Consider the following 26,109-nt stretch of genomic DNA (forward strand, 5'->3'; position numbering starts at 1 on the left):
TGCGGTCGTGCCCGACTGGTCGCGGTTCCTGCCGCTGAGCACCGGGCCCTCGGTCGACGAGACGGGCGTCAGCAACGACTGGCGCCCCCTCGTCGCCGAGAGGCTCGACCGCCTCGCCGTCCTGGCCGCCTCGCCCTCCACCACGGAAGGCGAGGCGGCCAGTGCCGTCTCCCGGGACGCCCTGCTCGGAGAGCTCGTCGTGCGGCTCTCGAGCAGCACCGGCCAGCGCCTCGCGACGCGGATGGGCGCCCGCGAGGCCTCCTCCCCTCCCCCTGCCGCCGAGATCGCCCCGGCCCTGGCCGCTCTCGCCTCCGCTCGCCGCGCCGGCGCGGGTCCCCGCTCGGTCGCCGAGCTGGTCGAGGTCGTCCGCGTCGAGCTCGCGCTCTCCCCCGAGCCGCTCGCCCTCTCCTCCCGCATCACCGGCGGGGTGGCCCTGGACCGCCTGCAGCGCGCGCCGCTCGCGATCCGCGCCGCCGTCCGCGGTCGCACCCTCGCTCCGACCGACGCGGAGTGGGAGCTCGGCTCCGGCCCCGCCCTGCGCGTGCCGGCCGACGCGATCCTCCGCTTCCTGCTCGGCCTCGGGCCCTTCCCCGCCGAGCCGACCGCCTAGGCGGCGCCGCCTCCTGCCCCCGGGCGGAGGCGGCGCCGCGCCGGTCGTAGCATCGGAGGATGACGCGCTCACTGCCGAGAAGCACCCCGTCCGCCCGCTCCGTCGACGCCGAGGGAGTGCTGGCCTTCGTCGAAGGCGTCGAGGCCGCTCCCGGCGTCGAGCTGCACGGCCTGATGGTCGTGCAGGGCGGCGACGTCGTCGCCGAGGGCTGGTGGGCGCCGTACTCGGCCGAGCGGCTGCACCTCTTCTACTCGCTGAGCAAGAGCTTCACCGCGACCGCCGTCGGCCTCGCGGTCGCCGAGGGCCTGGTCGACCTGGACGCCACCGTCCTCTCGTACTTCCCCGAGCTCGACGACGAGATCACCGACCCGCGCTCGCGTGCGATCCGCGTCCGCCACGTCCTCGCGATGGCGAGCGGCCACTCCGCCGAGACGATCGACCGCGCCGAGGAGACGGACCCGGCCGACCTGGTGCGCGGCTTCCTCCTCCTCCCGCCGGAGCAGGAGCCGGGCAGCGTCTTCGCCTACAACCAGCCCTGCACCTTCGCCGCCGCCGCGATCGTGCAGCGCGTGAGCGGGCAGTCGCTGACCGACTACCTGCGCCCGCGCCTGCTCGATCCGCTCGGCATCGGCGAGGTCGCCTGGCATCGCGACGACTCGGGGCGCGAGCTCGGCTACAGCGGGCTGCACGCCACCACCGAGGCGGCAGCTGCGCTCGGACTGCTGTACCTGCAGGAGGGGCGCTGGGGCGACCGGCGGATCCTCTCGCCGGAGTGGGTCGCCGAGGCGTCCCGCGCGCACGTCCCGACCCACGAGGACGGCGGACCGGACTGGCAGCAGGGCTACGGCTTCCAGTTCTGGCGGTCGCTGCACGGCTACCGCGCGGACGGCGCGTACGGGCAGTTCAGCCTGATCGTGCCCGAGCGCGAGCTCGTGATCGCGCTGACCGGCCAGACCTCGGACACGCAGACGCTGCTCGCGCTCGCCTGGGAGCACCTGCTCCCCGCCGTCGGCCGCGGGTCCACGGCGGAGGCCGACGCCCGGCTGGCCGACCGGCTGTCGGAGCTCGCCCTGCCCCCGCTCGAGGGCGCCTCCCCCGCGACCGGGAGCTACACGCCGGTCGGATCGTGGCCCGACGCCGTCGAGGTGACGGCCGACGAGGGCGGCTGGACGCTCGCGCTGACCGAGGGCGACGAGCGCTTCACGGTGACGCCCGGCGCGGGAGCCTGGACCGTCGACGGGCTGTTCGCGGCGAGCGCCGGACCCTCGGGCGACGGAGTCCTGGTCGACGTCGTGTTCCTCGAGACCCCGCACCGCCTGCACGTCGAGCTCGCTCCCGACCGCACCGCCCGCGTCCGCTGGGAGACGGAGCCGCTGCACGACGGCCCGCTCGCCGGGCTGCGCGCCCCGCGCTGACGGCAGGACCCGCTCCGCTCATCCGTCGCGAACGGCCCGTCCGCCCCTCGGCGACGGGCCGTTCGCGACGGATCGAGAGGGGTCGCGCTCGGCCGTGCGGACCGCGCGCATCGGGCGGTGCTCACCGGGGGTCGACCGCAGCCGCTACTTCCCGTCGATCCGGCCGAGGGCGGCCCCGTGGTGTCGGAAGGCGTCCCGCGCGGCGCCCCAGCTCCGCGGATCGACGCCGAGCGCGGTGCGGAGGTAGGCGGTGCTCAGCCGCTGCAGCGCGGCGACGCGCACGGGGTCCGCGTCGGTCGTCTCCGCCACCGAGTCCCCGACGATCCCGCCGAGCGAGTGCTCCGCACCGTGGAGGGTCAGCAGGTCGGAGGCGCCGGGGCTGTGCGTGAAGGCGTCGGTGAACCAGTCGGGGCCGCGCCGCGACATCCGCGACTGGTCACGGTCGCCCGCGACGACCAGGGTCGGTGTGGTCAGCTCGGCGAACGAGGGCCGCAGGAAGGGGAAGTGCTCGCGGGCGAACGGCGCGAGGTCGTCCCCGGCGAGCCCGGTCGCCGCGAGCAGGATCCCGGCGCGGACCCGCTCGTCCGAGAGGTCGGCTCCGGCGGTGCCGTCGTCGTCGAGGACGCGGGCGCCGAGGAGGGCCTGCGCGGTCTGCCCGCCCCAGGAGTGGCCGGCCACGGCGATCCGGGCGCGGTCGATCCGTCCGGCGAGGCCGGGGACGGCCGCCTCGAGGGTGTCGAGCCGGTCGAGGGAGCGGGTCAGATCGGCGATCCGCTCCGTCCAGATGCTCGGGAAGACCGGGTGGTCGAAGCCGAAGCCGTTGCGGCGGGAGTCGAGATGGGTGGGCTGGATCACGACGAAGCCGCGGGACGCCCAGAAGGCGGTCAGCGGGGCGTAGCCGTCGAGATTCCAGCCGTTGCCGTGCGAGAACAGCACGACGGGCAGATCCGACCCCGTCGTCGGGGCCGAGACGCGGACCTCGAGCGGGACGGGGCGGCCGGGGGCGTCGAGCACGACCGGAGCGAGGGAGACGACGGGGGCGCCGGGTCCGACGACGCGGTCGAGGGAGTCGAGGAGCGGAGTGGGCACGAGGGTCCTTCCTGGGGGGCGGCGCTCTGGCACAATCGTCGGAGCGCTGCTCCGGAACATTGCGGAGCACTGCTCCGGAACGTGGTGGAGCGGCGCTCGGAGACATTACGGAGCGCCGCTCCGAAAAGCAAGGAGAACCGATGAGCGACCGTGTGCCCCGCACGCCCGGCCGACCGCGGACGAGTCGCGACGCACTGCTCGCCGCCGCGGCGACGGTGTTCGTGGCCTCCGGCGTGGACGCGCCGGTCCGCGAGATCGCGGCGGAGGCCGGCGTCGGCATGGGGACGATCTACCGGCACTTCCCGACCCGCTCGGAGCTCGTGGTCGCCGTCTACCGCCACCAGGTCGAGGCCTGCGCGGAGGCGGGCCCACGGCTGCTCGCCGACAGCGCGACCCCGGAGGCCGCCCTCCGGGCCTGGGTCGCCCACTTCGTCGACCTCCTGGTGACCAAGCACGGCCTCGCCGGTGCGCTCCAGGGCGACAGCGCCGGATCCGACGCCCTGCACGCCTACTTCGTGGAGCGGCTCGTCCCCGTCTGCGGCGACCTGCTCGAAGCGGCACGACCCGCCCGGATCCCGGCGTCGAGTCTCAGCGGCTACATGCTCCTCAAGGGCATCGGCAACCTCTGCATCGGCGCCGCCCACGATCCGGACTACGACGCCGACACCCTCGTTCAGGCCCTCGTCACCGGAGCGCTGCAGGCGGATCAGCCCTGATCGCCTCCACGGTCCGCTCGACCGCGTCCTCGACCGCCGCCCTGCGGCTCGCGTCGTCCTCGCGCTCGGACTCGTGGACGAAGACGGCCCCGCCGCGCCGGGCCCCGCAGTAGTCGATGATCCCGTGCTGGATCTGCGTCAGCAGCGCCTGCTCGTAGCCGTGCCGCTCGTAGGTCCCGGCGGAGTCCCCCGCGATGAGGACGAGGTGGACGGTCAGAGCGCCGAGCCTCCGCTGCGTGCCGTGGACGGGGTCGATGTCGAAGGCCCAGCCGGCGAGGAAGACGCGGTCGATCCAGCCCTTCAGCAGCGCGGGCATCGACCACCAGTAGACGGGGAAGACGAGCACGAGGTGGTCGACGCCGTCGAGCCGGCGCTGCTCGCGGAGGACGTCGTCCGGAACCGGGCCGACACCTCGGTAGCGGTCCCGGTCGGCCGCGCCGAACCGCGGGTCGAAGCCCTCGGCGTCGAGGTCGGCCGTCTCCACTCCGTCGGGGCCGAGCTCGTCCCGCAGCCGCCGGGCGAGGGCGGCGGTGAGGGAGTCGCGGTCGGGGTGCGCGGTGACGAGGAGGGTGCTCACCGCTCAAGTGAACCGCACCCGCCCTGCGGCACCCCTGGCAGGATGACCCGGTGACTCCGCACCGCTCCCCCCGCCGCCCCGACGTCGCATCCGTCGAGCTCGTCGGCGGACCGGAGCCGCTCGAGCTCGCCCTGCACGAGCACGAACCCGAGTGGTCCGCCCTGTTCGAGGAGCACCGGCGGCGCATCCTCGAGGCCGTCCCGGGCGTGCGGGTCGAGCACATCGGCTCGACCTCCGTCCCGGGCCTGCCCGCGAAGCCGATCATCGACGTGCTGGTCGTCGTGCCCGACGTCACGGCGGAGGAGGACCACGTCGCGCCGCTGCTCGAGGCCGGCTACGTCCTGCGCACCCGCGAGCCCGGGCACCGGCTCGTCCGCACGCCCGGACGGGACGCCCACGTCCACATCTACGAGGAGGGTCATCCCGCGATCGACGCGTACCTCCTCCTGCGCGACCGGCTGCGCACCGACCCGGCCGACCGCGAGCTCTACCGCAGCACGAAGGCGTCTCTCCTCCTCCGGCGCTGGGAGGACGGGAACGACTACGCCGAGGCGAAGTCCGCCGTGATCGAGGCCATCCTCGAGCGCGCGAGATCCTCGCAGCCCTGAGATCGATACCCGGAAGGCGGTCGGCGGCTAGGCCGCACCGCACGTCCGATCGCCCTCGAGCCCTCCGGCCCGGGGGCGGGGGCGGTTCGGGCGGCATCGGATGATCGACGGTTCGCGGAGCGCGCCCTCCAACCGGGCGGAGCGCTCGCGCCGGAAGGTCGAGCAGCGAGGACCGGGCCCGCAGCCGTCGGGATCCGGCGATCGAGTGGATTCGGATGTTGACGTCATCAGACCCTCGTGGAAGCCTGATGTTTGCGTGAACATGCGCGAAGTCCCCGGTGCAAAGGAGCACAGCATGACGTCTCGACCACGAACGGCCGCCGCGGCGGTGGCCGCGCTGCTCGTCGCAGCACTCCTGGGAGCAGGAGCGCAGTCGGCCTCGGCCGCCGTGGCCACGGATCCCGACGACGGAGTGCCGCGCACCTCGACGCCCGTGACCTACACCGACTACCCGGCGGTCCAGGACCCGGGCAGCACCGCGGCCGGCTACTTCCAGCCCTACTGGTACGACACCGACGGCCGCCACATCCAGGCGCACGGCGGCCAGATCGTCACCGTCGAGGAGGGCGGTCAGCAGGTCCAGTACTGGTACGGCGAGGACCGCACGAAGGGCTACTGGAACAGCCCCGGAGTCGCGGTCTACCGCTCCACCGACGGCCACAACTGGGAGAACAAGGGCACCGCGCTGCGCAGCGTCTCGGCTCCGGCCGACCTCGAGGCCCCCTACTTCGACGCGCTCTACGACACCGTCGACGACTCCGGAGCCCCTCGCGCCGACCGCATCGCGGAGCTCGACTACCACCTCGACACGACGCAGGCCTCGCCGAACACCGCCATCTTCGAGCGCCCCAAGGTCCTCTTCAACGAGAAGACCGGCAAGTGGGTCATGTGGTGGCACTCCGACGGCCGGACCACGCCGGGCGGCAGCACCTACGCGCGCTCGATGGCGGGAGTCGCCGTCTCGGACAGCCCGACCGGGCCCTTCACGCTCCAGGGCGTCTACCGCCTCTACAACCGCACGGACTACAAGGCCTGCACCACCTCCGCCGTGCCCGGGCAGGCACGGGACATGACCGTCTTCCAGGACGAGGACGGCACCGCGTACATCTCCTACTCCTCCGAGGAGAACTACTCGCTCTACGTGGCGAAGCTGGACGCCGACTACACCAACGTCGAGCGGACCACTACGACCGACACCCTCGACGCGAACCAGTACTCGGCCGACGGGACGTACCCCTACGTCTTCGCCGACGGTGCGGCCGGAGCACCGGTGCGCGGCACCGACTTCCAGATCGTGAAGGAGTGCGGACACCTCGAGGCGCCCGCGATCTTCGCCAACGGCGGCAAGTACTACACGATCGCCTCCGGGGCGACCGGCTGGGCGCCGAACCCGCAGACCTACTACACCGCCGACTCGATCCTCGGCGCGTGGACCCGCGGAGTCGAGAAGGGCGACGCCGACGAGAACGTCGCCTACAACGCGATCCCGGAGGGCGGCGACGGCCTGCTCTCGATCGGCGACTCCCGCAAGACCACCTTCGGCTCGCAGTCGACGAACGTCCTCACCCTCGCTCCCGGGAAGTACGTCTACATGGGCGACCGCTGGAACGAGGGCAAGTCGGACTCGACCTACGTCTGGCTCCCGATGACGGTCGGCGAGAACGGCCGCCTCGCGATGCGGAATCCGGCTCAGGAGGACCCGGCGCGCTGGGGGTCCGGCTGGAACCTCTCCTACTGGGACGACAAGGGGGTCGGCGAGGGCGTCTGGTCGGTCGTGGACGCCCGTCTGCCGAAGCAGGTCCGCCGCGGCGCCGACATCGCCGCCGCGCTCCCCTCGACGGTCTCGGTCGCGAGCAACGGCTCGACCCGCGACGTCGCCGTGACCTGGGCCGCCCCCGGCCCCGCCGAGCTCGGCACGGTGCAGGTGACGGGCACGCTCGCCGCCGACGCCGGATTCTCCTCCGGCCGCCGCTTCACCCGCACGATCGAGGTGGCGGAGCCGGGCATCGCGAACCTCGCTCCCGGAGCGTCGGTCGCGGTCTCGAGCCGCACGGACCTCGCCGGCAAGCTCATCGACGGCGACGTCAAGGGCAAGGGCTGGGACGACTGGTCCTCGGCCGGCTACCCGCGCGACAGCCGCCTCTCCTTCTCCTGGGGCGCGGCGCAGAACCTCGACTCGGTGACGGTCAGCACCTACAAGGACGGTGCGACCGCGACCTGGCCCTCGCGGATCGAGGTCGAGTACCAGGTGAACGGCGCATGGACGACCTCCTCGGTCGCCACCACCCTCAGCCAGGCCGCGACCGGATCCGCCCCGACGGCGATCCTCGACCTGTCCTCCCTGCCCGACACCACGGGCCTCCGCCTGCACCTCACCAGCGCGGCGAACACGTGGCAGTCGGTCTCGGAGGTGCAGATCTGGGGCACCGCGCCGCCGACGAACGTCTGCCGCGTCCCCGGAGCCGCGGTCTCGGCGTCGTTCAGCCAGACGAAGTACGCGACCCTCCCCGCGAAGAACGCCTGCGACGGCAACGTGAGCACCCCCTGGTCGACCTGGACCGACGGCACCTTCGCCGGCAGCGCCGAGTTCACGCTGACGAACACCGAGGCGCACCGCGTCGCCGGGCTCACCTTCACCAACACCGAGGGCACCCTGGCGTCGGTGAGCGTGGCCTACCGCGCCGAGGACGGCACCTGGAAGCCGACCACCGCGCAGAACGTCGCTCCGGCGGCGAACGGCACGCTGACCACGATCCCGTTCGCGGCGGTCTCGGCCACCGGCCTGAAGCTGACCTTCTCCACGCCGGGCTCGTTCCTCAAGATCGGCGAGATCGTCGTCCCCGAGGCGGCCGCCCCGGCGCTGACGGTGCCGGTGACCGTGACGTCGCGCTGCGTGGCCGGGAAGGCGGTGCTGACTGTCCTCGCCAAGAACGGCGGCACCGCTCCGATCGACGTCGCGATGGCCTCGGCCTACGGCTCGAAGACGGTCACCGCGGTGGCCGCGGGTGCGAGCGGATCGGCCGCGTTCACCACCCGCCTCGCGAGCATGCCGGGCAGCCAGGTGACGGTGACCGCCACGGCGGGCTCCGAGACCCTCGCGCAGACGGTGGCCTACCCGGCCCGCGTCTGCTGAGCGCACGGCGGCCGGTCGACCGGTCGTGACGGAGGAGGGAGTGCCCGCGGGCGCTCCCTCCTCTGCGTGTGCGGCCGGGCGTCCGGGGCGGAAGCGGCGGTGGGTCGGGGGGCACTCGCCCTGCATCGCAGTCCGCTCGCTCTGGTCGTCCAGTGGCGGCCCGTCCGCGGAGGGTCATCCGGCGCGGAGGGCGAGCGCGGGCTCGATGCGCGCGGCCCGGAGGGCGGGGGCGACGGCCGAGACCGCGCCCGCTCCGATCCCGGCCAGGACTCCCGCCGCGGCACTGAGCGGGTCGAGCACCGGCGTCCAGACCTGCGCGGCACTGAGGACGGCGGTCGCGAGGACCCCCAGAGCCAGGCCTGAGAAGGCGCCCGCGGCTCCGATCACCGTCCCCTCGGCGAGGAAGAGCGCCCTGACGTCGGACCGTGTCGCTCCGACGGCCCGCCGCAGCGCGATCTCGCGGGTGCGAGCCGAGACGGCGAGGAACATCGAGGTCGCGCTCGTCAGGCAGACCAGCACGAGTAGGAGCAGCGACACCAGGAGGAGGTTCGCGGCGAGGTCGCTGCTCACGCCCCGGCTGAGCAGCCGCAAGTCGGCGACCGTCTGGACGACCGAGCGCTCGGGGTGGGCGGCGTCGACGGCGAGCGGCACGGACTCGGCGATCGCGGCGGGCCGGCCGGGCGCGGTGCGGGCGACCACCGAGGGCTCGGCTCGGGCGGGCACCTCGAGGTCGGTCAGCGAGACGAGGATCGACTCCGCGAGCGCCGGATCGCGCTGGGAGGACTCGACGAAGCCCGCGACCACCACGGGCGTCCCGGCGATCCGGACGGTGTCGCCCGTCCTGCCGACGGGGATCCCGAGATCGGCCGCCGCTCCTGCGCCCAGCAGGGCGACGGGACCTCCGTCCACCGCGTCGAGCCACTCGGAAGCGGTGGAGGGACGGGTGGTGACGAGCTCGACGTCGAGGAAGGCCCGGTCGACGGCGACCACCGCGGCGTCGGTGGCGACGACGGAGGAGGCCACCCAGCGCTCCGGGTGCGCGACCGCCGCCGGAAGGGTCAGGCGGGCGCTCGCCGCCTCCACTCCCTCGAGGCCCCCGATGTCGGACGCCGCCTCCCGCAGCTGAGGCAGGGTCGTCTCGGCCGGGAGGCGCACCGTGATCTGATCGAGGGCCGCGGCGTCCAGCCGTGCCGAGATCTGCTGCGCCGCGGCCGCGCTCATCCCGACCGAGGTCACCAGCCCGGCGACAGCGAGGACGAACGCGGCGAGGATCCCGAGGGTCCGGGCGGGCGAGAGCAGGAGCGACGACACCGCGTCGGCGAGGTGCGGAGCGCGGCGGCGACGCGGTGCTGCAGCCGGGGCGGGGTCGGACGGATCGGTGGCGCCCTGTGCCGCCTCGGAGGAGTCCGCAGCGGACAGACCCGCGCCCTGGTCTGTGTCCGGCACCGCACCCGAGTCGTCGACCACTCGTCCGTTCTCGAGGCGGAGCCGGCGCTGGGCGTGCGCTGCCACCTCCGGCGAGTGCGTGATGAGCACGATCGTCACGCCCGCGCGGTGCAGCGCGGACAGCACCTCCAGGACGGCATCGGCGGTCGCGGAGTCGAGGTTCCCGGTCGGCTCGTCCGCCAGGATCACGGCCGGTCGGCCGACGACGGCGCGCGCGATCGCGACCCGCTGCCGCTCGCCTCCGGAGAGCGTGCCCGCGCGCTGATCCGCAAGTGGGAGGAGCGCGACGCCCTCCAGCGCCTGCGCGACCGGGTCGCGCTGGTCCCCCGTCCGCTCTCCGCGGGTCCGGAGCGGGAGCGCCGTGTTCCGGGCGACCGTCTCCCGCGGCAGGACGAAGGAGTCCTGGAACACGAAGCCGAACGTCCGGGACCGCAGCGCGTCGCGCTCCCGCTCCGGGAGCGAGGCCACGTCGACGCCTGCGAGGCGGTACTCCCCCTCGTCCGCCGAGTCGAGAAGCCCGAGGATGTTGAGCAGCGTCGACTTGCCGGCGCCGGAGCGTCCGACGATCGCGACGAACTCCCCCGCACGGACGTCGAGGTCGAGCCCCGAGAGCGCGCCCGCTGATCCCCCGCCGGGATAGCGGCGGCCGACGCCGCGCAGCGACAGCAGCGGCCCGCTCACGGCGTCACCACGACGGTGTCGCCCTCGGCCGGTCCCGTCGACTCGTCGAGGTGTGCCCAGCCGTCTCCGACTCCGAGCACTGTCACGGGGACCTCCTCGCCCGTCCGGTATCGGGAGGACCGGCCGACCACGACGAACGGAGCGGTGGAGGCCCGGTGGACCGCCGTCAGCGGGACGGCGAGGACGGGGTCGCCCGCTCTCGCCGCGGAGACGACGACGGACGCCTTGTCACCCAGGTCGGCCCAGTCCTCGGGCAGGTCGAGGAACAGGTCGCGGCCGGACGCGCTCCCGGCGGTGCTGTCCGCGGCGACGAAGTCCCCCTGCCGCACGACGGCCCCCGATCGCTCGGGCCGGCCGTCCGCGTGGAGCACGACCGGCGTCCCCGCCTGAAGCGCCTCGGCGTCGATCACGGTCGCCCGGGCGGTGATGCGCCGCGGGCTCGTCTGCAGGACGGCGAGCGGCTCCTCGGAGGAGGCCGTCGCCCCCACCGCCGGCGCCGAGAGCACGGTCACGGAGTCCGACTCCAACTGGACGATCTGCGTCACGTCGACGAAGGGGCGCGTGACCGCGGTGGGTGGCGGCGTAGGACCGGGAGTCGACGTCGCCCCCGGATCCGACGATCCGCCCGCGGGCGACGCGACGGTCTCGGTCGGGAGCCGGTAGCCGCGCTCGCGCCACAGCGCGTCGGCGGCAGCGACGGTCGCCTCGGTCACGGTGCCGTCCACAGCGAAGTCGGCGTCGGAGAGCGCGCTGAGCGCCACCTCGAATGCTTCGGCGTCGGGCCCCGAGTCGCCGACGTGCAGATCGCGGTACAGCGGAGCCGTGACCCGCAGCCCGAGGAGCGGACGGCCTGCGACGGCGAGCAGGAGTCCCCCGCTGGCGAGGACCCCGCCCTGCGGTGTCCCCACTTCGGTCACGTAGGGCAGGACCGCGGGTGCACTGATGCCCGCGAACGGAACGGTCCGGATGTCACCCGGGTCAACGACGCCCTGCACTGTCCGCGGCGGCTCGATGGAGCGCCGCTCCACCTCGACCTCGACCGGGGGCGGCGGCTGCTCGGCCGCCGCGTCGAGGTCGTCGGCGGATCGGAGCGAGGCTCCCACGCCCACTCCGACGGCTCCGACGAGGAGGACGCTCACGAGGAAGGCTACGAGCGCTCGCGGCCGGGCGACGGCGGGCAGGCGCACCGATCCGTGCTGGTCGGCCACGGCTCAGCGCCCGTACCGCGCGATGACGGCATCGGCGCGCTCCAGGACTGCGCGCTCCTTCTGCGCCACCTCGTCCAGCTCGGCGCGGTGCCTGTCGATCAGCGCCGCCTGGTACTGCGCCTGCAGAGAGCTCAGCGTCTCGACGAGCCGGGTGTCCTCTTTGCACTGCACGTCCTGCACCGCCGTCCGGATCGCCGCCTCGGGGTCGTCGGGCACCTGGGGCGACCAGGGCTGCTCGCTGTCGGTGCGGAGCTGCAGTCCGTGCGCGATCAGGCAGTCGCCCCACCGGGTGCGCGCCCGGTTCCACCGGGGATCCGCCGATGCGAGGCGCCCGGCGTCGTTGGTGATCGCCTGCGGCAGCTGAGTGATCTCCATCCCCTTATCGGCCGCGTAGTCGCGTCCCAGGCCGGGCAGGGTCTCGACCCGGTCCTCACACGCGCTCATCGCGTCCTCCCACCCCGGATCGGCGGCGGCGGCCTCGATGACCGCCGCACTCGCCGCCTCGACGGCCGCCGCGTTAGGCATGTCGAAGCCGTATCCGGAGCGGGCCGCGCGCTCCGGGCTCCAGATGCCGAAGGTCGTCTCCGTGACGACGGCGGACCGGGTGAGGTCGAACGCCGCCGACGGGTCCGTCCGGCCGCCCTCCCGCATGCAGTCGTCCAGCAGCAGGGCATTGGCCTGCACGATCCGGCCGAGCCCCTCCGCGTCGATGAAGTACGCGTCGATCGGGTAGGTCATCAGCTCGTTCGTCCGGTCGAGGACGGCGTGCACCTCCGAGTAGGCGCTGATGTCGAGTCGCTCATCGACCGGCGCATCCGCGGGAGTGCACCCGGCCAGCGGCACCAGCACGGCGAGCGCCACCGGAGCAATGCGGAACACCGGCCCTCGTACCCGGGTCCGGGTGCTCGATCGCGGGTCGGCGGTCATGTCGCCGCCCCGTCCCGCGCCATGACCGCGTCGGCGCGCTCGAGGACCGCGCGCTTGTTCTGCGCCATGTCATCAGGCTCGGTGCGGTGCAGGTCGAACAGGGCGACCTCGTACGGCGACTGCAGCGAGGTCGGCTTCTCGATGAGGCGGGTTTCCTCCTTGCACTGCACGTCGACGACGGCGGTGCGGACAGCGGCGTCCGGATCATCCGGGATCTCCGGCCCCCAAGCGTGCGGCTCCGCCGGATCGAAGCGGAGCCCGTGGTCTTTCGAGCAGCTGATCCGTTCGGAGCGCATTTTTTCCCATCGGAGATCCGCCGTGGGGATCGTCCCTGTGCGACGGAGGACGTCGTGAGCCGACCCCGCGACCGCCTGGGCGGCGTCACCCCCGGAAGAGCGTCCGAGATGGGGCGGGCGCTCGACCGACTCGTCGCAGGCATCCGCCGCCGCGCCCCAGGTCGCATCGGCGGCCGCTTGCGCCACGAACGCCTGGTTCGCCGCCTCCATCGGTGCATCAGCGGAGCCGTCGAAGCCGTACCCCAGCCGAGCCTCTCCCTCCGGACACCAGCTGCCGGAGGACGTGTCCGGCAGCGGCGGGAGCGCCGCCAGGTCGACCTCCACGGGGCGGAAGGAGCGGCCGCTCGTCCGAATGCACGCCCCGATGAGGAGATCATCGGCCGGACCGACTCGGTTCAGCGCCGCCTCGTCGAGGAAGCAGGCGTCCGTCGGCGTCCTGATCGACTCCGCCGCAGGGTCGAGGACGGGGTGAACATCGGCGTACGGGCCGATGTCGAGGTCGCCTGACGACGCCTGTCGAATCGCTGATGCGCACCCGACGAGGAGAACGACGGTCGCGCCGACGGCGAGGAGAGCGGCCGAACGCCCTAACGGCCGCATCAGTCGACGCTCGAGATGAAGTCGTTCCAGTCGGGGTGGTAGTTCTTCCCCGATGCGATGCGCTGCAGGTTGGAGACCTGGTGTCCGCTGAGGATCCGCAGCTGAGCCCCGCCTCTGTTCGCGTCTTCAAACCAGGTCTTCGTGCCCGTGTAGCGGTTTTTCAAGCTCGAGATCGAGTCGTTGAAGACCCGTCCCCCCAACGCATGCCACTCGTCGTAATTCGCATTCCCGCGCCCGGAGTAGCTGCCCTGGTAATCGGCATCTGTCCAGACGCAGCTGTACCCGCTCGGACATTGCGACTCGGAGGCCGACGCCGTCGGTGCCATGAGGGCTACCCCGGCGATGGTCGCTGTGATGATGGCAAAGGCGTGCGAACGCACGGAGGCAAAGGACAAGAGTGAACTCCCGGCTCGAAGCAAATGAGGATGTGTCGAACAGTACGCATGTATTCCGCTGGCCGAGCCCGCTGGCGCGCTCCGCGGCACTCCACCCGGAAGCGGGGGTGCAGAGCACTTCGCGCTCCTGGTAGTAATCACAGGCGGGCGCATCGCAGAGCCCGCAGAACTGGACCGTCCGTGACCCGCACCACCCGCGCTCTCGCCGCGTTCGTCCCGACGACGACCCTCGTGCTCTCCGTGGTGTTCGCCTCCGCCGCCCTCGCGCCCGAGGCGATGACCGCCCCGGAAGCGGTGTCGACGCCGACCGCCGCCTCGCCCGCGGAGGATGGGGCGGCGACTGCGGACCCCTCCGCTCCCGGTGCGGGATCCGGCGCCTCCGACCGCCGCTCCTCGAGCCCCTCCTCCGCGGACCCCGTCGACCCCGCGCAGCCGACGACCGGCTCCTCCCCCGCAGACCGGCCCGCCACAGATCCGCCCGCGACAGACCCGCCCGCCGCGGACCATCCCGCCGACTCCCCCTCCGCCACCCCGCCCGACGCCGCCGATCCCCTCACCGGCGAGGACCCGGTCCGCACGCCGCCCCTGCTCCACGACCTCGACGGAGTGGACGTCGACGTCGACATCACCCCTCCCGCGCAGCCCGGCTCCCTCTCGCTCTCCGTCGCCGCCGACGCCGTCGACCTCGCCGAGTCGGGCTCCACCGCCCTCCAGCGCCGGTTCACGGGCGGGCTGCCCACGGTCACCGTCACCGACTCGCGCGTCGGCGCGCAGAACGACTGGTACGTCCTCGCCTCGGCGAGCGCCCTCACCGGCCCGAGCGCCTCGATCGGAGCCGACCATCTCGGCTGGACCCCGCGCCTGATCACCGGCACCGGCGCCGTCGCGGGCGATCCGGTCGCCTCCTCCCTCGAGGGAGGCGCGGGCCTGCGCGACGCGCTGCTGCTCGGAGCCGCCGGCGGGGCCGGCACCTGGAGCGCCGACGCCGAGCTGCGGCTGCTGGCCGAGCCGGACGTCGAGGCCGGCTCCTACCGCTCGACGATCACGCTGTCGCTGTTCGCCTAGGCGCGGACCGGCGCAACGGCCGGGGACCGCGCCCCGCGGTCACTCCTGAGCGACCGCGACCGCCACGACGAGCCCGGAGTGGACCGCCGGCTCCGAGACGGCGAAGTAGCGGCTCGAGCCCTCGATCCAGGCCTCGGTCGCACCCTCCCTGGTGCGGAAGCGGACGGGCTCGTCGCTCGAGGTCCCGCGCCCGTCGGCCTTCGCGACCGCCTGCGAGCGCAGATCGGCGAGCACCTGCTCCGCCGTCGTCGCCCCGGAGGCCACGCGGTCGCGGACGCTGCGGGCGCGCACCGCGTCGATCCCGATGTCGCGTCCGGTCGCCAGCGCCGCGACCACCGCGCCGTCGCAGTGCGCGATGCTGATCCGCATCCGCTCCAGCGCCGGGTGCTCGCCGCGGAGCACCGGGCGGCCGTGCGGTCCGGAGCAGCGCTCGCAGCGCGCGTCCACGGCGACCTCGAGGGGATCGATCCCGAGCGTCTCGGCGGCCAGCTCGCGCACGAGGACCCGGCCGAGGAGGAAGCCGTCGCGGACCTCGCGCCGACTCGTCGCCTCGTAGCGCAGGCGCTCGGCGAGGGTGAGCAGGCGCAGCATCCGGTGGCGGGCGGAGTCGAGGACCTCGGGTCGCGCCCAGCGCAGCTGCACGTCGTCGGTGGCGAGGAGGGGGAGTCCGGTCATGCCCCGGACGCTACGCACGCCAGGCGACATCGGCGTGACGGGAGGGTGGCCGGAGGGAGACGGGCCGCTGTTGACTGGGAGGCGTGCAGACCTTCCTCCCCTACCCCGACTTCCACCGCAGCGTCCGCGCCCTCGACGGCAAGCGGCTCGGCAAGCAGCGCGTCGAGACGCTGCAGGTCATGCGGGCGCTGACCGTCCCGGGGTACGGCTGGCAGAACCACCCCGTCACGCGGATGTGGCGGGGCTACCGGCCGGCGCTGATGACCTACCAGCGCGAGACCTGCGCGGAGTGGACGGAGCGCGGCTTCGCCGACACGTGCCTCGTGAAGACCGAGGAGGCCCTCGCCGCCGCCCCGGAGGATCTCGCCGCCTACCTGACCGGCGACTACCCGCTCCCGCCGTGGTTCGGCGACGAGCGGCTGCACCTCTCGCACCGCTCGAAGCTCGTGACCAAGGACGAGGAGCACTACGGCCCGCTGTTCCCCGGCACGCCGCCGGGGCTCGACTACCTCTGGCCCGTCGGCGCCTGAGCTCAGGCCGCGGGCGGGCGGAGGAACGGGATCGCGATGCGCGGACGGAACACCTCGCGCTGGTTCGCCTTCACCAGTCCGCAGATGATCAGCACGAAGTGCACCAGCCAGAGCACGGCGAACAGCGTGATCGGGATGCCGATCGGATAGAAGTCCTTCGCGAGCGGGGTGTCGGAGGCGGCGAAGAGCAGCACGACGTGCGCGCCGAGCGTCACGACCCCGATCAGGATCACCGTCAGGCCCCAGTTCGCCGCGTTCCGCGCGTTCTCGGCGGCGATCCCGCCCTTCCTCCGGGCGGACGGGTACACGGACGCCATGACGATGCCGCCCACGATCAGGCTGAGGAACGGGATCCCGATGAACGCGAGGAAGCCGAGAGCGTACGAGAGGGCGCCCGTGGGCGGTGCGGGGACGGCCTGCGGGGGCGCGACCGGAGCGGCCTCCGGGGTCGTCGCGTCGGCCGGTCGGGGGTCGGAGGAGGGGCTCGCCATGCCGACAGCCTAGGGAACACCGTCCCCCGGGTGGCGGTCAGGGTCTTTTCAGGCCTCTGGCCGGGCCTTCGTCTTCGGGGGCTCTCGGGTTAGTCTGTCGAGGTTGACCTGCCGCACGGAGCGTGCAGGGCGTCGGCCGCGGTCGTCGCAGCATCCGGGGGGATTCGCGAAGGAGAAGGTTTGGCGTCCGACAGAAGGACCACCGGTGGTGTGGTCAAGGCGATCGTGGGCTTCCTGGGCATGAGCGTCGTGGCCGGAGTCCTCGTGACCGCCACCGTCACCCCGGCCGTGGCGCTCGCCGGAGTCGCCGCGAACCAGTCGATCGGCGTCTTCGACGGCCTGCCCGACTACCTCGAGGTCGACAAGCTCTCCGAGAAGAGCAACATCTACGCGACCGGCTCCGACGGCCCGCAGCTGCTCGCCTCCTTCTACGTCGAGAACCGCGTCGAGGTGCCGCTCGACCGCATCGCCCAGGCCGCCAAGGACGCCGCCGTCTCGGGTGAGGACCCCCGCTTCTACGACCACGGCGGAGTCGACCTCCCCGGCACGCTCCGCGCCGTCGCGCAGACCTACGTGCTCGGCAACGACGTGCAGGGCGGATCCTCTATCACCCAGCAGTACGTGAAGAACGTCCTCGTCGAGAAGGCCGTCCGCAACATCTCGGACGACGCCGAGCGCGCGGCCGCGATCGACGAGGCCACTCGGACCTCCCCTGAGCGCAAGCTCCGCGAGATGAAGCTCGCCATCGGCCTCGAGAAGCAGTACACGAAGGACCAGATCCTCCAGGGCTACCTCAACATCGCGTTCTTCGGAGGCACCACCTACGGCCTCGAGACCGCCGCGAACTACTACTACGCGACCTCGGCCGCGGACCTCTCGATCGCCCAGGCCGCGAGCCTCATCGCGATCGTCAACAACCCGGCCGTCCTGCGGATCGACCAGCCCGACAACCCGGACAACGGCGCCGCGAACGGCTACGCCCGCAACAAGGACCGCCGCGACTACATCATCGGCAAGATGCTCGAGGAGGGGAAGATCTCGCAGGAGGACCACGACGCCGCCGTCGCCACTCCGATCGAGCCCCGCATCACCCAGCCCAGCACCGGCTGCTCGACCGCGGGCAACGCGGGCTTCTTCTGCGACTACGTCACCAACGTCCTGAAGAACAACGAGATCTTCGGCGCCGACGAGGACACCCGCTGGACCAACTTCCGCCGCGGCGGCCTCGACGTCTACACGACGCTCGACGTCGGCCTGCAGGACGCGGCCGTCGCCGCCGTCGACGCGCAGGTCCCGCAGACCTGGAACTTCGACGTCGGAGCCGTCTCCGTCAGCGTCGAGGTCGGATCCGGGCGCGTGCTCGCGATGACGCAGAACAAGAAGTACTCGCAGGATCCGGACGTCCTCACGACCGACCCGTCCTACAGCGCCGTGAACTACAGCACCGATCGGGCCAACGGCGGATCCTCCGGGATCCAGCCGGGCTCGACCTACAAGCTCTTCACCCTGGTGGAGTGGCTGAAGGAGGGCCACAGCATCAACGAGTCGGTCGACGGGACGCGCAAGTCCACCTGGGGCACCTTCACGGACTCCTGCGTCTCGGGCGGCACCGACACGAGCAACGAGACGAGCGCGAAGAACGACGAGGGCGGAACCGGCGAGGTCGGCACCCCGGTGTCCTTCACGAAGACCTCCCTCAACACCGGCTTCGTCGGCATGGCCCGTGAGCTCGACCTGTGCGGCATCCGCGACACCGCGGTCGACATGGGGGTGAAGCAGGGCAGCGGCGAGGAGCTCGAGCACAACCCGTCGTCGGTGCTCGGCACGAACTACGTCTCGCCCCTCTCGATGGCCGGCGCCTTCGCCACCATCGCCTCCGGCGGCACGACCTGCGACCCCGTCGCGATCGACCGCATCACCGACTCCGCCGGAGCCGACCAGCCGGTGCCCCCGGCGAACTGCCGCCAGTCGATCGACCGCAACGTCGCCGCAACCGCGGCCGTCGCGCTGCAGGCGACCTTCACCGGCGGAGGGACGGCCGTGGCCTCCCGCACCGGCGACGGCGTTCCGCTGATCGGCAAGACCGGCACCACCGACGACGCGAAGGCCACCTGGATGACCGGAGCGAGCACCCGCGTCGCGACCGCCGTCGGCGTGTTCAACGTGAAGGGCGACGCGAACCTGCGCCTCGGCCGCTACTCCTTCGACTCCGGATCCGCCGCCACCGCGCGCCACCGCATCTGGCCGGTCGTCATGCGCGCCGCCGACGCGACGTACGGCGGGACGGACTTCCCGGAGGCCGACGGCTCGCTGCAGGTCGTCCCGAAGGTGGACATCCCGGATGTCGTCGGGCTCTCCTCCGCCGACGCCGAGGCCAAGCTCGAGGCGGCCGGCTTCGGCGTCGTGCAGGGCGGCACGGAGGCGAGCGACGCCGCGGTCGGGACGGTCACCCGCGCCGACCCGTCGGGGTCGGCCCCGCGCGGCACCGCGATCACCGTGTTCACCAGCTCCGGCAACCAGAAGACCGTGCCGAACGTGACGGGCCAGGATCTGGAGGCCGCGAAGAACGCCTTCGGCGCCGCCGGCTTCACGAAGATCACGCTCGCCTGCGCCGAGGACCCGAAGGCGCCCGACGCCGGCCAGGTCACCGGGCAGGAGCCGGCCGGCGGCTCCCCCGTCGCTCCGGACGCCACGCTGAAGGTGACGATCACCGCGAAGAAGTGCCCCTGACCGGCGCCTGACGGCTCGTGAGAACGCGTCCGGCCCGCGAGGATCCTCGGATCCCGCGGGCCGGACGCGTTCCTGTCGGACGACGGCGTCGGAGCCGGGGCTACTGCCCGCGGCCCCGGATCGCGCCGACGATCGCGACGGTCGCGAAGTAGACGATGAGGGCCAGCACGCCGAACGAGGCGAGCGCCCCGCTGGCCTCGGCCCAGGGCCGACGCTCGTCCGTCATGGTGCCGGGCATGACGATGTCGAGGGCGAACATGCCCACCGCCAGGGCGAAGCAGACCAGGCTCAGCACGAGCAGCGCCCGGACCGCCTTGCCCACGGGGTCGTAGTAGCGCGGGTTCGACATCGTGCCTCCGGTTCTCGTGCTCTCGTGTCTATCCCGCCCGGACCGCTGTGGCAAGCCGTGGGGACGCGAAGACCCCCGCCCCTCCCCCTCCGCGGGCGCCGCTCGCGACGACGGGCGGTGCCGTCGTCACGAGCGGCGTCTCGCGGGAGGAGGAGGGACGGGGGTCGGAGCGGGACCGGCTACGCGGCCAGCGGGAGGGCGACGGCCGAGGTCACCAGCAGCTCGCCGGCGACGGCGTCGACGCGGACCGCGCCTCCGTCGGAGACCTCGCCGCTGACGAACAGGTCGGCGATCCGGTCGTCGATGGAGCGCTGGACGAGCCGGCGCAGGGGCCGGGCGCCGTACTGCGGCTCGTAGCCGTTCTCGGCGAGCCAGTCGACGGCCGCCTCCGTCACCTCGAGCGTCACCTCGCGGGGAGCGAGGCGGGAGCGCGTGGTGTCGAGGACGATGCCGACGATCTCCCGCAGCTGCTCGCGGCCGAGGCGGCGGAACAGGACGATCTCGTCGATCCGGTTGAGGAACTCGGGGCGCATCGCCTCGCGGAGACGGCCCATGACGCGATCGCGCAGGTCCTTCTCCGAGGCGAAGCCCTCGGCCGACGCGTCGCTCTGAGCGACGAAGCCGAGCGCACCCGACCGCGAGGCCAGGAACTCCGAGCCGAGGTTCGAGGTCATGATGATCACCGTGTTGCGGAAGTCGACCGTCCGCCCCTGGCCGTCGGTCAGACGCCCGTCGTCGAGCACCTGCAGCAGCAGGTTGAACACGTCGGGGTGCGCCTTCTCGATCTCGTCGAAGAGGACCACCGAGTACGGGTTCCGGCGCACGCGCTCGGTCAGCTGACCGGCCTCGTCGTAGCCGACGTACCCGGGAGGGGCGCCGACCAGCCGCGAGACCGTGTGACGCTCGCCGAACTCGCTCATGTCGAAGCGGATGACCGACTGCTCATCGGCGAAGAGGGAGCCCGCGAGGGTGCGCGCCAGCTCCGTCTTGCCGACACCGGTCGGGCCGAGGAAGAGGAACGAGCCGACCGGGCGCGAGGAGTCGCCGAGGCCTGTGCGGCTACGGCGGACGGCCCGGGCGACCGCGGTGACCGCGTCGTCCTGGCCGATGACCCGCTGGTGCAGCTCGGTCTCGAGGTGCGCGAGGCGCTCGCGCTCCCCCTCCGTGAGCCGCGACACCGGGATGCCGGTGGCGCGGGCGATGACGGCCGCGATCTCGGTCTCGCCGACGACCGCCTCCGCGGGGGCGCTGCCGGTGGCCGCGTCGAGCTCCGCCTGCACGGCGCTGATCTCGTCGCGGACGCGGGACGCCTCCTCGTAGTGCTCGGCCGAGACGGCCGCGTTCTTGTCGGCCTCCAGGGTCGCCAGACGCTCGAGCAGAGCTCCGGTGTCGACGCCGGCTCCGAGGCGGAGGCGGAGGCGCGCGCCGGCCTGGTCGATCAGGTCGATCGCCTTGTCGGGCAGCACGCGGTCGGTGAGGTACCGGGCCGAGAGCTCGACGGAGGCGCGCAGGGCCTCGTCCGTGAAGCGCACGCGGTGGTGCTCCTCGTAGGCGGGGCGCAGGCCGTGCAGGATGGCGACCGCGTCCTCGATGCCGGGCTCGCCGACGCGGACCGGCTGGAAGCGCCGCTCCAGTGCCGGGTCCTTCTCGATGGTGCGGTACTCCTTGAGCGTGGTGGCGCCGACGAGGTGCAGCTCGCCTCGGGCCAGACGCGGCTTGAGGATGTTGCCCGCGTCCATGCCGCCCTCGCCGCCGCCGCCCGCACCGACGACGGTGTGGACCTCGTCGATGAAGACGATCAGCTCGCCGGAGTGCGCCGCGATCTCGTCCATGGTGCCGGTGAGGCGCTCCTCGAAGTCGCCGCGGTAGCGGGTGCCGGCCAGCATGCCGGGGAGGTCGAGCGAGATCACGCGCTTGCCGCGCAGCTGCTCGGGGACCTCCTCCGCCACGATCGCGCGGGCCAGGCCCTCGACGATGGCGGTCTTGCCGACGCCGGCCTCGCCGACGAGCACCGGGTTGTTCTTGGTGCGGCGGCTGAGGATCTCGACGGTCTGCTCGATCTCGTCGGCGCGCCCGATGACCGGGTCGAGCCGGCCCTCGCGGGCGAGAGCGGTGAGGTCGGTGCCGAACTTGTCGAGCAGCGGAGTGTCGGAGGCGGGCTGTCCCGCCTCCTGCTGCTGCGGGGCCTCGGTCTCGCGCATGCCCTGGGTGAGGGCCTCGGCGGTGACGCCGGCGCGGGCGAGGACCTGCCCGGCGGGGGCGTCCTGGCCGAGCACGAGCGCGAAGAAGAGGTGCTCGGGCTCGATGTAGGTCGAACCGCTGGAGCGGGCGACCTGGTAGGCGTGGAACAGCGCGCGCTGCGCGCTGGGGGTGATGGTGGCCGCGTTCTGCGAGGCGTGGGCCTCGTCGGCCTGCGGGAGGCGCGCCTCCGCGGCGGTGGCGATGGCGGCGGGGTCGACGCCGATGCGGCGCACGGCCTGCGAGACGGTCTCGTCGTCGATGAGCACGCGGAGCACGTGCAGGGCGTCGAGCTCGGTCTGGCCGCGCTCGAGGGCGAAGCGTCCTGCGGACTGCAGGATGTCGCGGGTACGGGCGGTGAGGAATCGGCTGAGGTCGATCGACCGCGCCGCGCGGGCGCGCTCACCGTCGAGGTAGCGGGCGAGGAAGTCGTCGAACGAGCTCGCTCCGGCCTCGCTGTAGTTGTCGGGCACCTGTCCTCCTGAGGAAGTTGAGTCGGTTACGCTCAAGTTCAACGCAGGGGTGCCGTTCCTATTCCCGCCCCTCCCCAGCGAGATGCCGCTTCGGTCCACGGCACACCGCGGCGGGCGTTCCGACCGGCGTCCCGCGGGGACGGGAAGAGGCACGGACTCCGGGGAGTCCGTGCCTCTCTGCGCCGACGCGCATTTCCTCCGGGGTGGGAGCTCTAGGGGACGAGGTAGCCCGCCGCGCGGAACAGCTCGTACCACTCCGGCCGCGTGAGCGGCAGATCGGAGCCGAGGGCCGCATCGCGCACGCGCTGCTCGTTGGTCGTGCCGAGCACGACCTGCATGCCCGCCGGGTGGCGGGTGATCCAGGCGGTGGCCACGGCGATCGCCGGGACCTCGTACGTCGCTGCGAGCCGGTCGATGACGGCGTTCAGCTCGGGGTAGGCCGGGTTGTCGAGGAAGACGCCGGTGAAGAACCCCGCCTGGAAGGGCGACCAGGCCTGCACGGTGATGTCGTTCAGTCGGCAGTAGTCGAGGATGCCGGCGTCGCGCATGACGGACTGGTCCTCGCCGACCATGTTGGAGGCGACACCCTGCGCGATCAGCGGCGCATGAGTGATCGAGAGCTGCAGCTGGTTCGCCACGATCGGCTGGTTCAGCGACTTCTTCAGCAGCTCGATCTGGTACGGCGTCTGGTTCGAGACGCCGAAGTGCTTCACCTTGCCGGACGCGTGCAGCTCGTCGAACGCGCGGGCCACCTCGTCGGGCTCGACGAGCGCGTCGGGCCGGTGCAGGAGCAGCACGTCGACGTAGTCGGTGCGCAGCGCCTTCAGCGAGCCCTCGACCGAGGCGATCAGATGCTCGTACGAGAAGTCGAAGTAGGGGCCGTCCGGGACGATGCCCGCCTTGGTCTGCAGGACGACCTGCTCGCGCTCCGACGGGGTGAGCGCCATCGCCTCGGCGAAGCGCTCCTCGCAGCGGTGCAGCTCGCCGCCGTACACGTCGGCGTGGTCGAAGAAGTCGATGCCGGAGTCACGGGCGGCGCCGACGAGGCCGCGGATCGCCTCGTCGCTCATCTCGGGGATGCGCATGAGGCCGAGGACGACGTTCGGGGAGTCGACACCGGAGGTGCCGAGGGGGACGTGCTTCACAGGGAGTGCTCCTTCGTTGGATACCTCGTCCACGGTAGGCGCCCCGCCTGGGCGCCGTCCAACAGGGGGTGCTGGTGCGATTCATCCGGCGGAGTGGTGAATCAGGTCGAGATATTCACAACGGAGGAAGGATGGGGTCGGCCGACGCGTCTTCCGCGGATAAGGAGCGAGGTCCGTGACGTTCCTCCTCCGTGGTGAACGCCTTATCGGGTGAACCGGACGGTTGAAGGCTGCCGCCATAACGATCGAGGTAGGACCCGCCACCGACTTCGACGAAGTGGCGACGGTGAACGGCCCGAAGCGCCCCGACGGGAGCTTGTGCTGGTGCCTGAGCTACCGCCTGATCTCGTCGCCCGAGAACAACTCGCTCCGGGGGCCGGCGCGAGGCGAGCGGATGCGGGAACTGGCCGCCGAGGATCCGCCACCGGGCGTCCTCGCCCACGACGGCGACGATGTGGCCGGCTAGACCGCCGTCCACCTGCGCGCCGGCACCAGCTCTGCGAAGAACCGGAAGATCCCGTGCATCGACAATCTCGACACCTGGAGTGCCTGGTGCGTCCGACTCTGCCCCGGCTTTCGCAAGCGCGGGATCTCACACGCGCTACTTGCCGGTGCCGGCAACTTCGTCCGCGCTCAAGCGATTGAGGGCTACCCCGTCGACAACGCTGGCGCAAGGGTCGAGCAGACGATGGCCTACGTCGGCACCCGCGGGCCGTTCGAGCGCCCGGGCTTCTCATGGGCGGCCGGCACGACGTCGGTGCTGAGCGGGTTCCCGCGCGTCGCGATGCGCCTCCCGCTAACGGCCGGATGGCTGAGTAGCGCACCCTCCCTGAAGTAACGAACCCCCGGCACCAACTTTCCACGCAACCGCTGACCACTCGCCACTGCCTATTCCCTCCGTTCGGGCGACGTCGTCGACCAGCAAAACTTCCTTCAGCCCGCCGGACTTGGTCTTCCGAACCCCCCCAATGTCCCAACCGACGTAATTAGAAAGAAGATGTCCATCGACAGGAAGCGTGACATACACGGCAGCTCCACAGCGCGCTCGCTCTCGAGCCATCTTCGCCAACCGCACGTGATCCACGGAAGAGAATGGTTGGGCACCGTAGCGACGAAATGGCAGATCACCCCGGCTTCCGTACGGCGGGTCCAGAAACAGAAGGTCACCAAACGTCGCTCCGGACGCAACAACCTCGTAAGATTCTGTCTTCAAATCAAACTTCTGCAGAACCGAAGACAGCACTCGAAGCCGCTCCGAGTCGGCAACATATGCGAAACGCCCCCCTCCACCATATGGGACATTGAACTTCCCGAGCCGATTGGTCCTATGAAGACCCATGTATGCCGTCCGATTCAGGAAGAAAAACCTGGCAGCAGCGAGTTCAGGATCTGTCGGCGACGACGCGCGCGCCGCATAAAACCCATCGCTCGTATCGCGGAAATGCCCCAACGCCTCAACTACGCGGTCGACGGCGTTGCGGCAACCAATATAGAAATTCATCAGATCTTCATTGGTGTCCGAAGCCAGGACAGAAGTCGAGCCCAATCCAAGAGAGACCGCTGCCCCGCCTAAGAACGCCTCTACAACTCGCAGATCGCGGCTGCCTGCGTACGCAGAAAGAAGAGGGACCAACCGCCTTTTTCCTCCAGCCCAACGGAGAGGCGCGTCGCACCTTTGATACCCCTCGAGCGCGTGCAGATCCATCAGAAGAGTACCTTCACAGCCGTAATCCACTCTATTTCCGCCGCGCCCGCTTCGAGGCGAGCATCTGGAGCCGAGTAATAGACCTGCGCAACCTCTTCCTCCAACGAATAAAGCGCGACAGCGAGCGATGCCAGCTTCGAACCCGAAAGAAGGAAACTGTGCGCCACCGTCGAGTGGTCATCACGCTGGCCCGACGCCCTCAAGTGCGTTCGTAAAGATGCCAACGCAGCGCCTACGTCGCCAGCCGGCAGCCAGACAATGTCGTTTTTCCCAAGCAGATACTCCGCCGCCAAGGCACTATTGGCCTGACGCGCGACCATCTCATGGTCCGCCCCAATCCCAGCAGTAAGCACGATCGACAATTGATCTGGCTCTAGAGCACTGACTAGACGACGAGTGTGATCTCCCTCAAACCCAGCCGAGACGATCAAATGGCTTCGCGAACTCGCCGGCGCCCCCTCACCTAAAGTGGGAATAGCCATCGGCATCCATTGCCCAGCGGTAAATTGACCAGGACTTTCATGCTGGTAAGTCTTCGCAGCAGAGTAGACCGCAGTAATATCGGAACATACGCCTGACCGCCAAGCCAGACCAAACAGGCTCAAAGCGAGATAGCGCGGAACACTGTTCAGGTCAAGGACGACCTTCAGCGGCCTACCGTTTGTGCGATACGCCTCTAGCATAAAACGCCTGAAAGATGCCCAGGCGCTTTTTAGGTCGTCGACATCGACGTCCATCCGGCTCACCAGACCGCCCGTAATCGAGGAGAGCTCCTCAAGCAGAAGCCCTTCGTGACGTTCGACCGCCCCCGAAGACCCTTTATCTTTGAACCGCAAAAGAAGCGCTCTATCTGGTCGTTCTCGATAGGCGAGTTCGCTAATTGTCAAACATCTCCTATCCCAGGTTGCTGCGGCTATGACGAGGTCAACATGGTCGACGATTATTTGCTTTGATATCTTCGCCTTTGTCTGACTGATTGACTGCAACCTGTGCATGCCCACGTTGTC

At 71.5% G+C, this 26,109-nt stretch carries 22 protein-coding genes and 1 pseudogene; 9 read left to right on the forward strand and 14 right to left on the reverse strand.

The annotated features are described in order from the left end of the window. Positions 1 to 7 precede the first annotated feature (7 nt). Together C5D66_RS09970 and C5D66_RS09975 are read left to right on the forward strand one after the other, a co-directional pair. A complete protein-coding gene (locus tag C5D66_RS09970) occupies positions 8 to 610 on the forward strand; it encodes a hypothetical protein (RefSeq protein ID WP_104234507.1) in 603 nt (200 codons plus the stop codon). Positions 611 to 669: 59 nt separating this feature from the next. Beyond that, entirely contained in the window at positions 670 to 2,025 is a 1,356-nt protein-coding gene (locus C5D66_RS09975; protein ID WP_104256399.1) for a serine hydrolase, read from the forward strand. Positions 2,026 to 2,169: 144 nt separating this feature from the next. Here the strand turns inward: C5D66_RS09975 and C5D66_RS09980 are convergent, their stop codons facing one another. Further along, positions 2,170 to 3,114, reverse strand: coding sequence for a chlorophyllase (locus C5D66_RS09980; protein ID WP_258061410.1), 945 nt, complete (start codon positions 3,112 to 3,114; stop codon positions 2,170 to 2,172). Between the two features lie 140 nt (positions 3,115 to 3,254). Here C5D66_RS09980 and C5D66_RS09985 point away from each other — a divergent pair, with 140 nt between their 5' ends. Continuing rightward, entirely contained in the window at positions 3,255 to 3,830 is a 576-nt protein-coding gene (locus C5D66_RS09985) for a TetR/AcrR family transcriptional regulator (protein ID WP_104227392.1), read from the forward strand. On the opposite strand, the gene C5D66_RS09990 is transcribed toward C5D66_RS09985, so the two are convergent. Continuing rightward, positions 3,799 to 4,407, reverse strand: a complete 609-nt coding sequence (locus C5D66_RS09990; protein WP_104256401.1) for an NAD(P)H-dependent oxidoreductase — start codon at positions 4,405 to 4,407, stop codon at positions 3,799 to 3,801. The genes C5D66_RS09985 and C5D66_RS09990 overlap by 32 nt on opposite strands. A gap of 50 nt (positions 4,408 to 4,457) precedes the next feature. Here C5D66_RS09990 and C5D66_RS09995 point away from each other — a divergent pair, with 50 nt between their 5' ends. Next, positions 4,458 to 5,015: a GrpB family protein gene (locus tag C5D66_RS09995; protein WP_104256402.1), complete on the forward strand. Its 558-nt coding sequence runs from the start codon at positions 4,458 to 4,460 to the stop codon at positions 5,013 to 5,015. A 295-nt stretch (positions 5,016 to 5,310) separates the two neighbouring features. Continuing rightward, on the forward strand, positions 5,311 to 8,148 hold the full coding sequence (locus C5D66_RS10000) for a discoidin domain-containing protein (RefSeq protein ID WP_104256403.1): 2,838 nt from the start codon (positions 5,311 to 5,313) through the stop codon (positions 8,146 to 8,148). A 174-nt stretch (positions 8,149 to 8,322) separates the two neighbouring features. On the opposite strand, the gene C5D66_RS10005 is transcribed toward C5D66_RS10000, so the two are convergent. From C5D66_RS10005 to C5D66_RS17600, 5 genes are all read right to left on the reverse strand, one after another. Beyond that, the gene (locus C5D66_RS10005) at positions 8,323 to 10,275 is read right to left on the reverse strand and encodes an ABC transporter ATP-binding protein (protein WP_104256404.1); all 1,953 of its coding nucleotides are present in this window, start codon (positions 10,273 to 10,275) and stop codon (positions 8,323 to 8,325) included. Continuing rightward, positions 10,272 to 11,483 carry a hypothetical protein gene (locus tag C5D66_RS10010; protein ID WP_104256405.1) on the reverse strand — a complete coding sequence of 404 codons (1,212 nt, stop codon included), beginning with the start codon at positions 11,481 to 11,483 and terminating at the stop codon, positions 10,272 to 10,274. Before C5D66_RS10010 ends, C5D66_RS10005 begins: the two co-directional genes overlap by 4 nt. A 3-nt stretch (positions 11,484 to 11,486) precedes the next feature. Beyond that, entirely contained in the window at positions 11,487 to 12,362 is an 876-nt protein-coding gene (locus C5D66_RS10015) for a hypothetical protein (protein ID WP_146079309.1), read from the reverse strand. Positions 12,363 to 12,406: 44 nt separating this feature from the next. Then, positions 12,407 to 12,916 (reverse strand): hypothetical protein, encoded by a 510-nt coding sequence (locus C5D66_RS16790; RefSeq protein WP_146079308.1) that lies wholly within the window; start codon positions 12,914 to 12,916, stop codon positions 12,407 to 12,409. A gap of 389 nt (positions 12,917 to 13,305) precedes the next feature. After that, positions 13,306 to 13,854, reverse strand: a complete 549-nt coding sequence (locus C5D66_RS17600; protein WP_104256408.1) for a peptidase inhibitor family I36 protein — start codon at positions 13,852 to 13,854, stop codon at positions 13,306 to 13,308. 27 nt (positions 13,855 to 13,881) lie between these two features. Here C5D66_RS17600 and C5D66_RS17160 point away from each other — a divergent pair, with 27 nt between their 5' ends. Next, on the forward strand, positions 13,882 to 14,766 hold the full coding sequence (locus tag C5D66_RS17160; RefSeq protein ID WP_104326896.1) for a hypothetical protein: 885 nt from the start codon (positions 13,882 to 13,884) through the stop codon (positions 14,764 to 14,766). 39 nt (positions 14,767 to 14,805) lie between these two features. Here the strand turns inward: C5D66_RS17160 and C5D66_RS10035 are convergent, their stop codons facing one another. Then, complete coding sequence (locus C5D66_RS10035; RefSeq protein WP_104256340.1) at positions 14,806 to 15,441, reverse strand: 4'-phosphopantetheinyl transferase superfamily protein; 636 nt, start codon at positions 15,439 to 15,441, stop codon at positions 14,806 to 14,808. Positions 15,442 to 15,524: 83 nt separating this feature from the next. Here C5D66_RS10035 and C5D66_RS10040 point away from each other — a divergent pair, with 83 nt between their 5' ends. After that, positions 15,525 to 15,971 (forward strand): MSMEG_6728 family protein, encoded by a 447-nt coding sequence (locus C5D66_RS10040; RefSeq protein WP_104256341.1) that lies wholly within the window; start codon positions 15,525 to 15,527, stop codon positions 15,969 to 15,971. 2 nt (positions 15,972 to 15,973) lie between these two features. Here C5D66_RS10040 and C5D66_RS10045 read toward each other — a convergent pair whose 3' ends face one another. After that, complete coding sequence (locus C5D66_RS10045) at positions 15,974 to 16,462, reverse strand: DUF4870 domain-containing protein (protein WP_104256342.1); 489 nt, start codon at positions 16,460 to 16,462, stop codon at positions 15,974 to 15,976. A 180-nt stretch (positions 16,463 to 16,642) separates the two neighbouring features. Between C5D66_RS10045 and C5D66_RS10050 the strand changes: the two genes are divergently transcribed. Then, the gene (locus C5D66_RS10050) at positions 16,643 to 19,192 is read left to right on the forward strand and encodes a transglycosylase domain-containing protein (protein WP_258061408.1); all 2,550 of its coding nucleotides are present in this window, start codon (positions 16,643 to 16,645) and stop codon (positions 19,190 to 19,192) included. Positions 19,193 to 19,292: 100 nt separating this feature from the next. On the opposite strand, the gene C5D66_RS10055 is transcribed toward C5D66_RS10050, so the two are convergent. The 3 genes from C5D66_RS10055 to C5D66_RS10065 all read right to left on the reverse strand — a co-directional run bounded on the left by C5D66_RS10055 (position 19,293) and on the right by C5D66_RS10065 (position 23,397). After that, complete coding sequence (locus C5D66_RS10055; RefSeq protein WP_104224361.1) at positions 19,293 to 19,541, reverse strand: hypothetical protein; 249 nt, start codon at positions 19,539 to 19,541, stop codon at positions 19,293 to 19,295. Positions 19,542 to 19,720: 179 nt separating this feature from the next. Continuing rightward, on the reverse strand, positions 19,721 to 22,252 hold the full coding sequence (locus C5D66_RS10060) for an ATP-dependent Clp protease ATP-binding subunit (protein WP_104256343.1): 2,532 nt from the start codon (positions 22,250 to 22,252) through the stop codon (positions 19,721 to 19,723). Positions 22,253 to 22,464: 212 nt separating this feature from the next. Next, positions 22,465 to 23,397 carry an aldo/keto reductase family oxidoreductase gene (locus C5D66_RS10065; protein WP_258061406.1) on the reverse strand — a complete coding sequence of 311 codons (933 nt, stop codon included), beginning with the start codon at positions 23,395 to 23,397 and terminating at the stop codon, positions 22,465 to 22,467. A gap of 238 nt (positions 23,398 to 23,635) precedes the next feature. Here C5D66_RS10065 and C5D66_RS10070 point away from each other — a divergent pair. Beyond that, positions 23,636 to 24,235, forward strand: a pseudogene (locus C5D66_RS10070) (GNAT family N-acetyltransferase). Here C5D66_RS10070 and C5D66_RS17640 read toward each other — a convergent pair. Beyond that, the gene (locus C5D66_RS17640) at positions 24,194 to 25,102 is read right to left on the reverse strand and encodes a Dam family site-specific DNA-(adenine-N6)-methyltransferase (protein ID WP_104256344.1); all 909 of its coding nucleotides are present in this window, start codon (positions 25,100 to 25,102) and stop codon (positions 24,194 to 24,196) included. The pseudogene C5D66_RS10070 and the gene C5D66_RS17640 overlap by 42 nt on opposite strands. Then, complete coding sequence (locus C5D66_RS16805; RefSeq protein ID WP_146083210.1) at positions 25,102 to 26,103, reverse strand: hypothetical protein; 1,002 nt, start codon at positions 26,101 to 26,103, stop codon at positions 25,102 to 25,104. Before C5D66_RS16805 ends, C5D66_RS17640 begins: the two co-directional genes overlap by 1 nt. Positions 26,104 to 26,109: the final 6 nt, after the last annotated feature.

It is taken from the genome of Rathayibacter sp. AY1B4, from assembly GCF_002932815.1.
Classification (GTDB): Bacteria; Actinomycetota; Actinomycetes; order Actinomycetales; family Microbacteriaceae; genus Rathayibacter.

Coding starts and splice junctions, on each gene's coding strand:
- C5D66_RS16790 (WP_146079308.1), bottom strand. CDS start 12,916: ATGGAGGCGGCGAACCAGGCGTTCGTGGCGCAAGCGGCCGCCGATGCG.
- C5D66_RS10055 (WP_104224361.1), bottom strand. CDS start 19,541: ATGTCGAACCCGCGCTACTACGACCCCGTGGGCAAGGCGGTCCGGGCG.
- C5D66_RS10000 (WP_104256403.1), top strand. CDS start 5,311: ATGACGTCTCGACCACGAACGGCCGCCGCGGCGGTGGCCGCGCTGCTC.
- C5D66_RS17640 (WP_104256344.1), bottom strand. CDS start 25,102: ATGGATCTGCACGCGCTCGAGGGGTATCAAAGGTGCGACGCGCCTCTC.
- C5D66_RS09985 (WP_104227392.1), top strand. CDS start 3,255: ATGAGCGACCGTGTGCCCCGCACGCCCGGCCGACCGCGGACGAGTCGC.
- C5D66_RS10045 (WP_104256342.1), bottom strand. CDS start 16,462: ATGGCGAGCCCCTCCTCCGACCCCCGACCGGCCGACGCGACGACCCCG.
- C5D66_RS09975 (WP_104256399.1), top strand. CDS start 670: ATGACGCGCTCACTGCCGAGAAGCACCCCGTCCGCCCGCTCCGTCGAC.
- C5D66_RS17600 (WP_104256408.1), bottom strand. CDS start 13,854: ATGCGCCCGCCTGTGATTACTACCAGGAGCGCGAAGTGCTCTGCACCC.
- C5D66_RS10035 (WP_104256340.1), bottom strand. CDS start 15,441: ATGACCGGACTCCCCCTCCTCGCCACCGACGACGTGCAGCTGCGCTGG.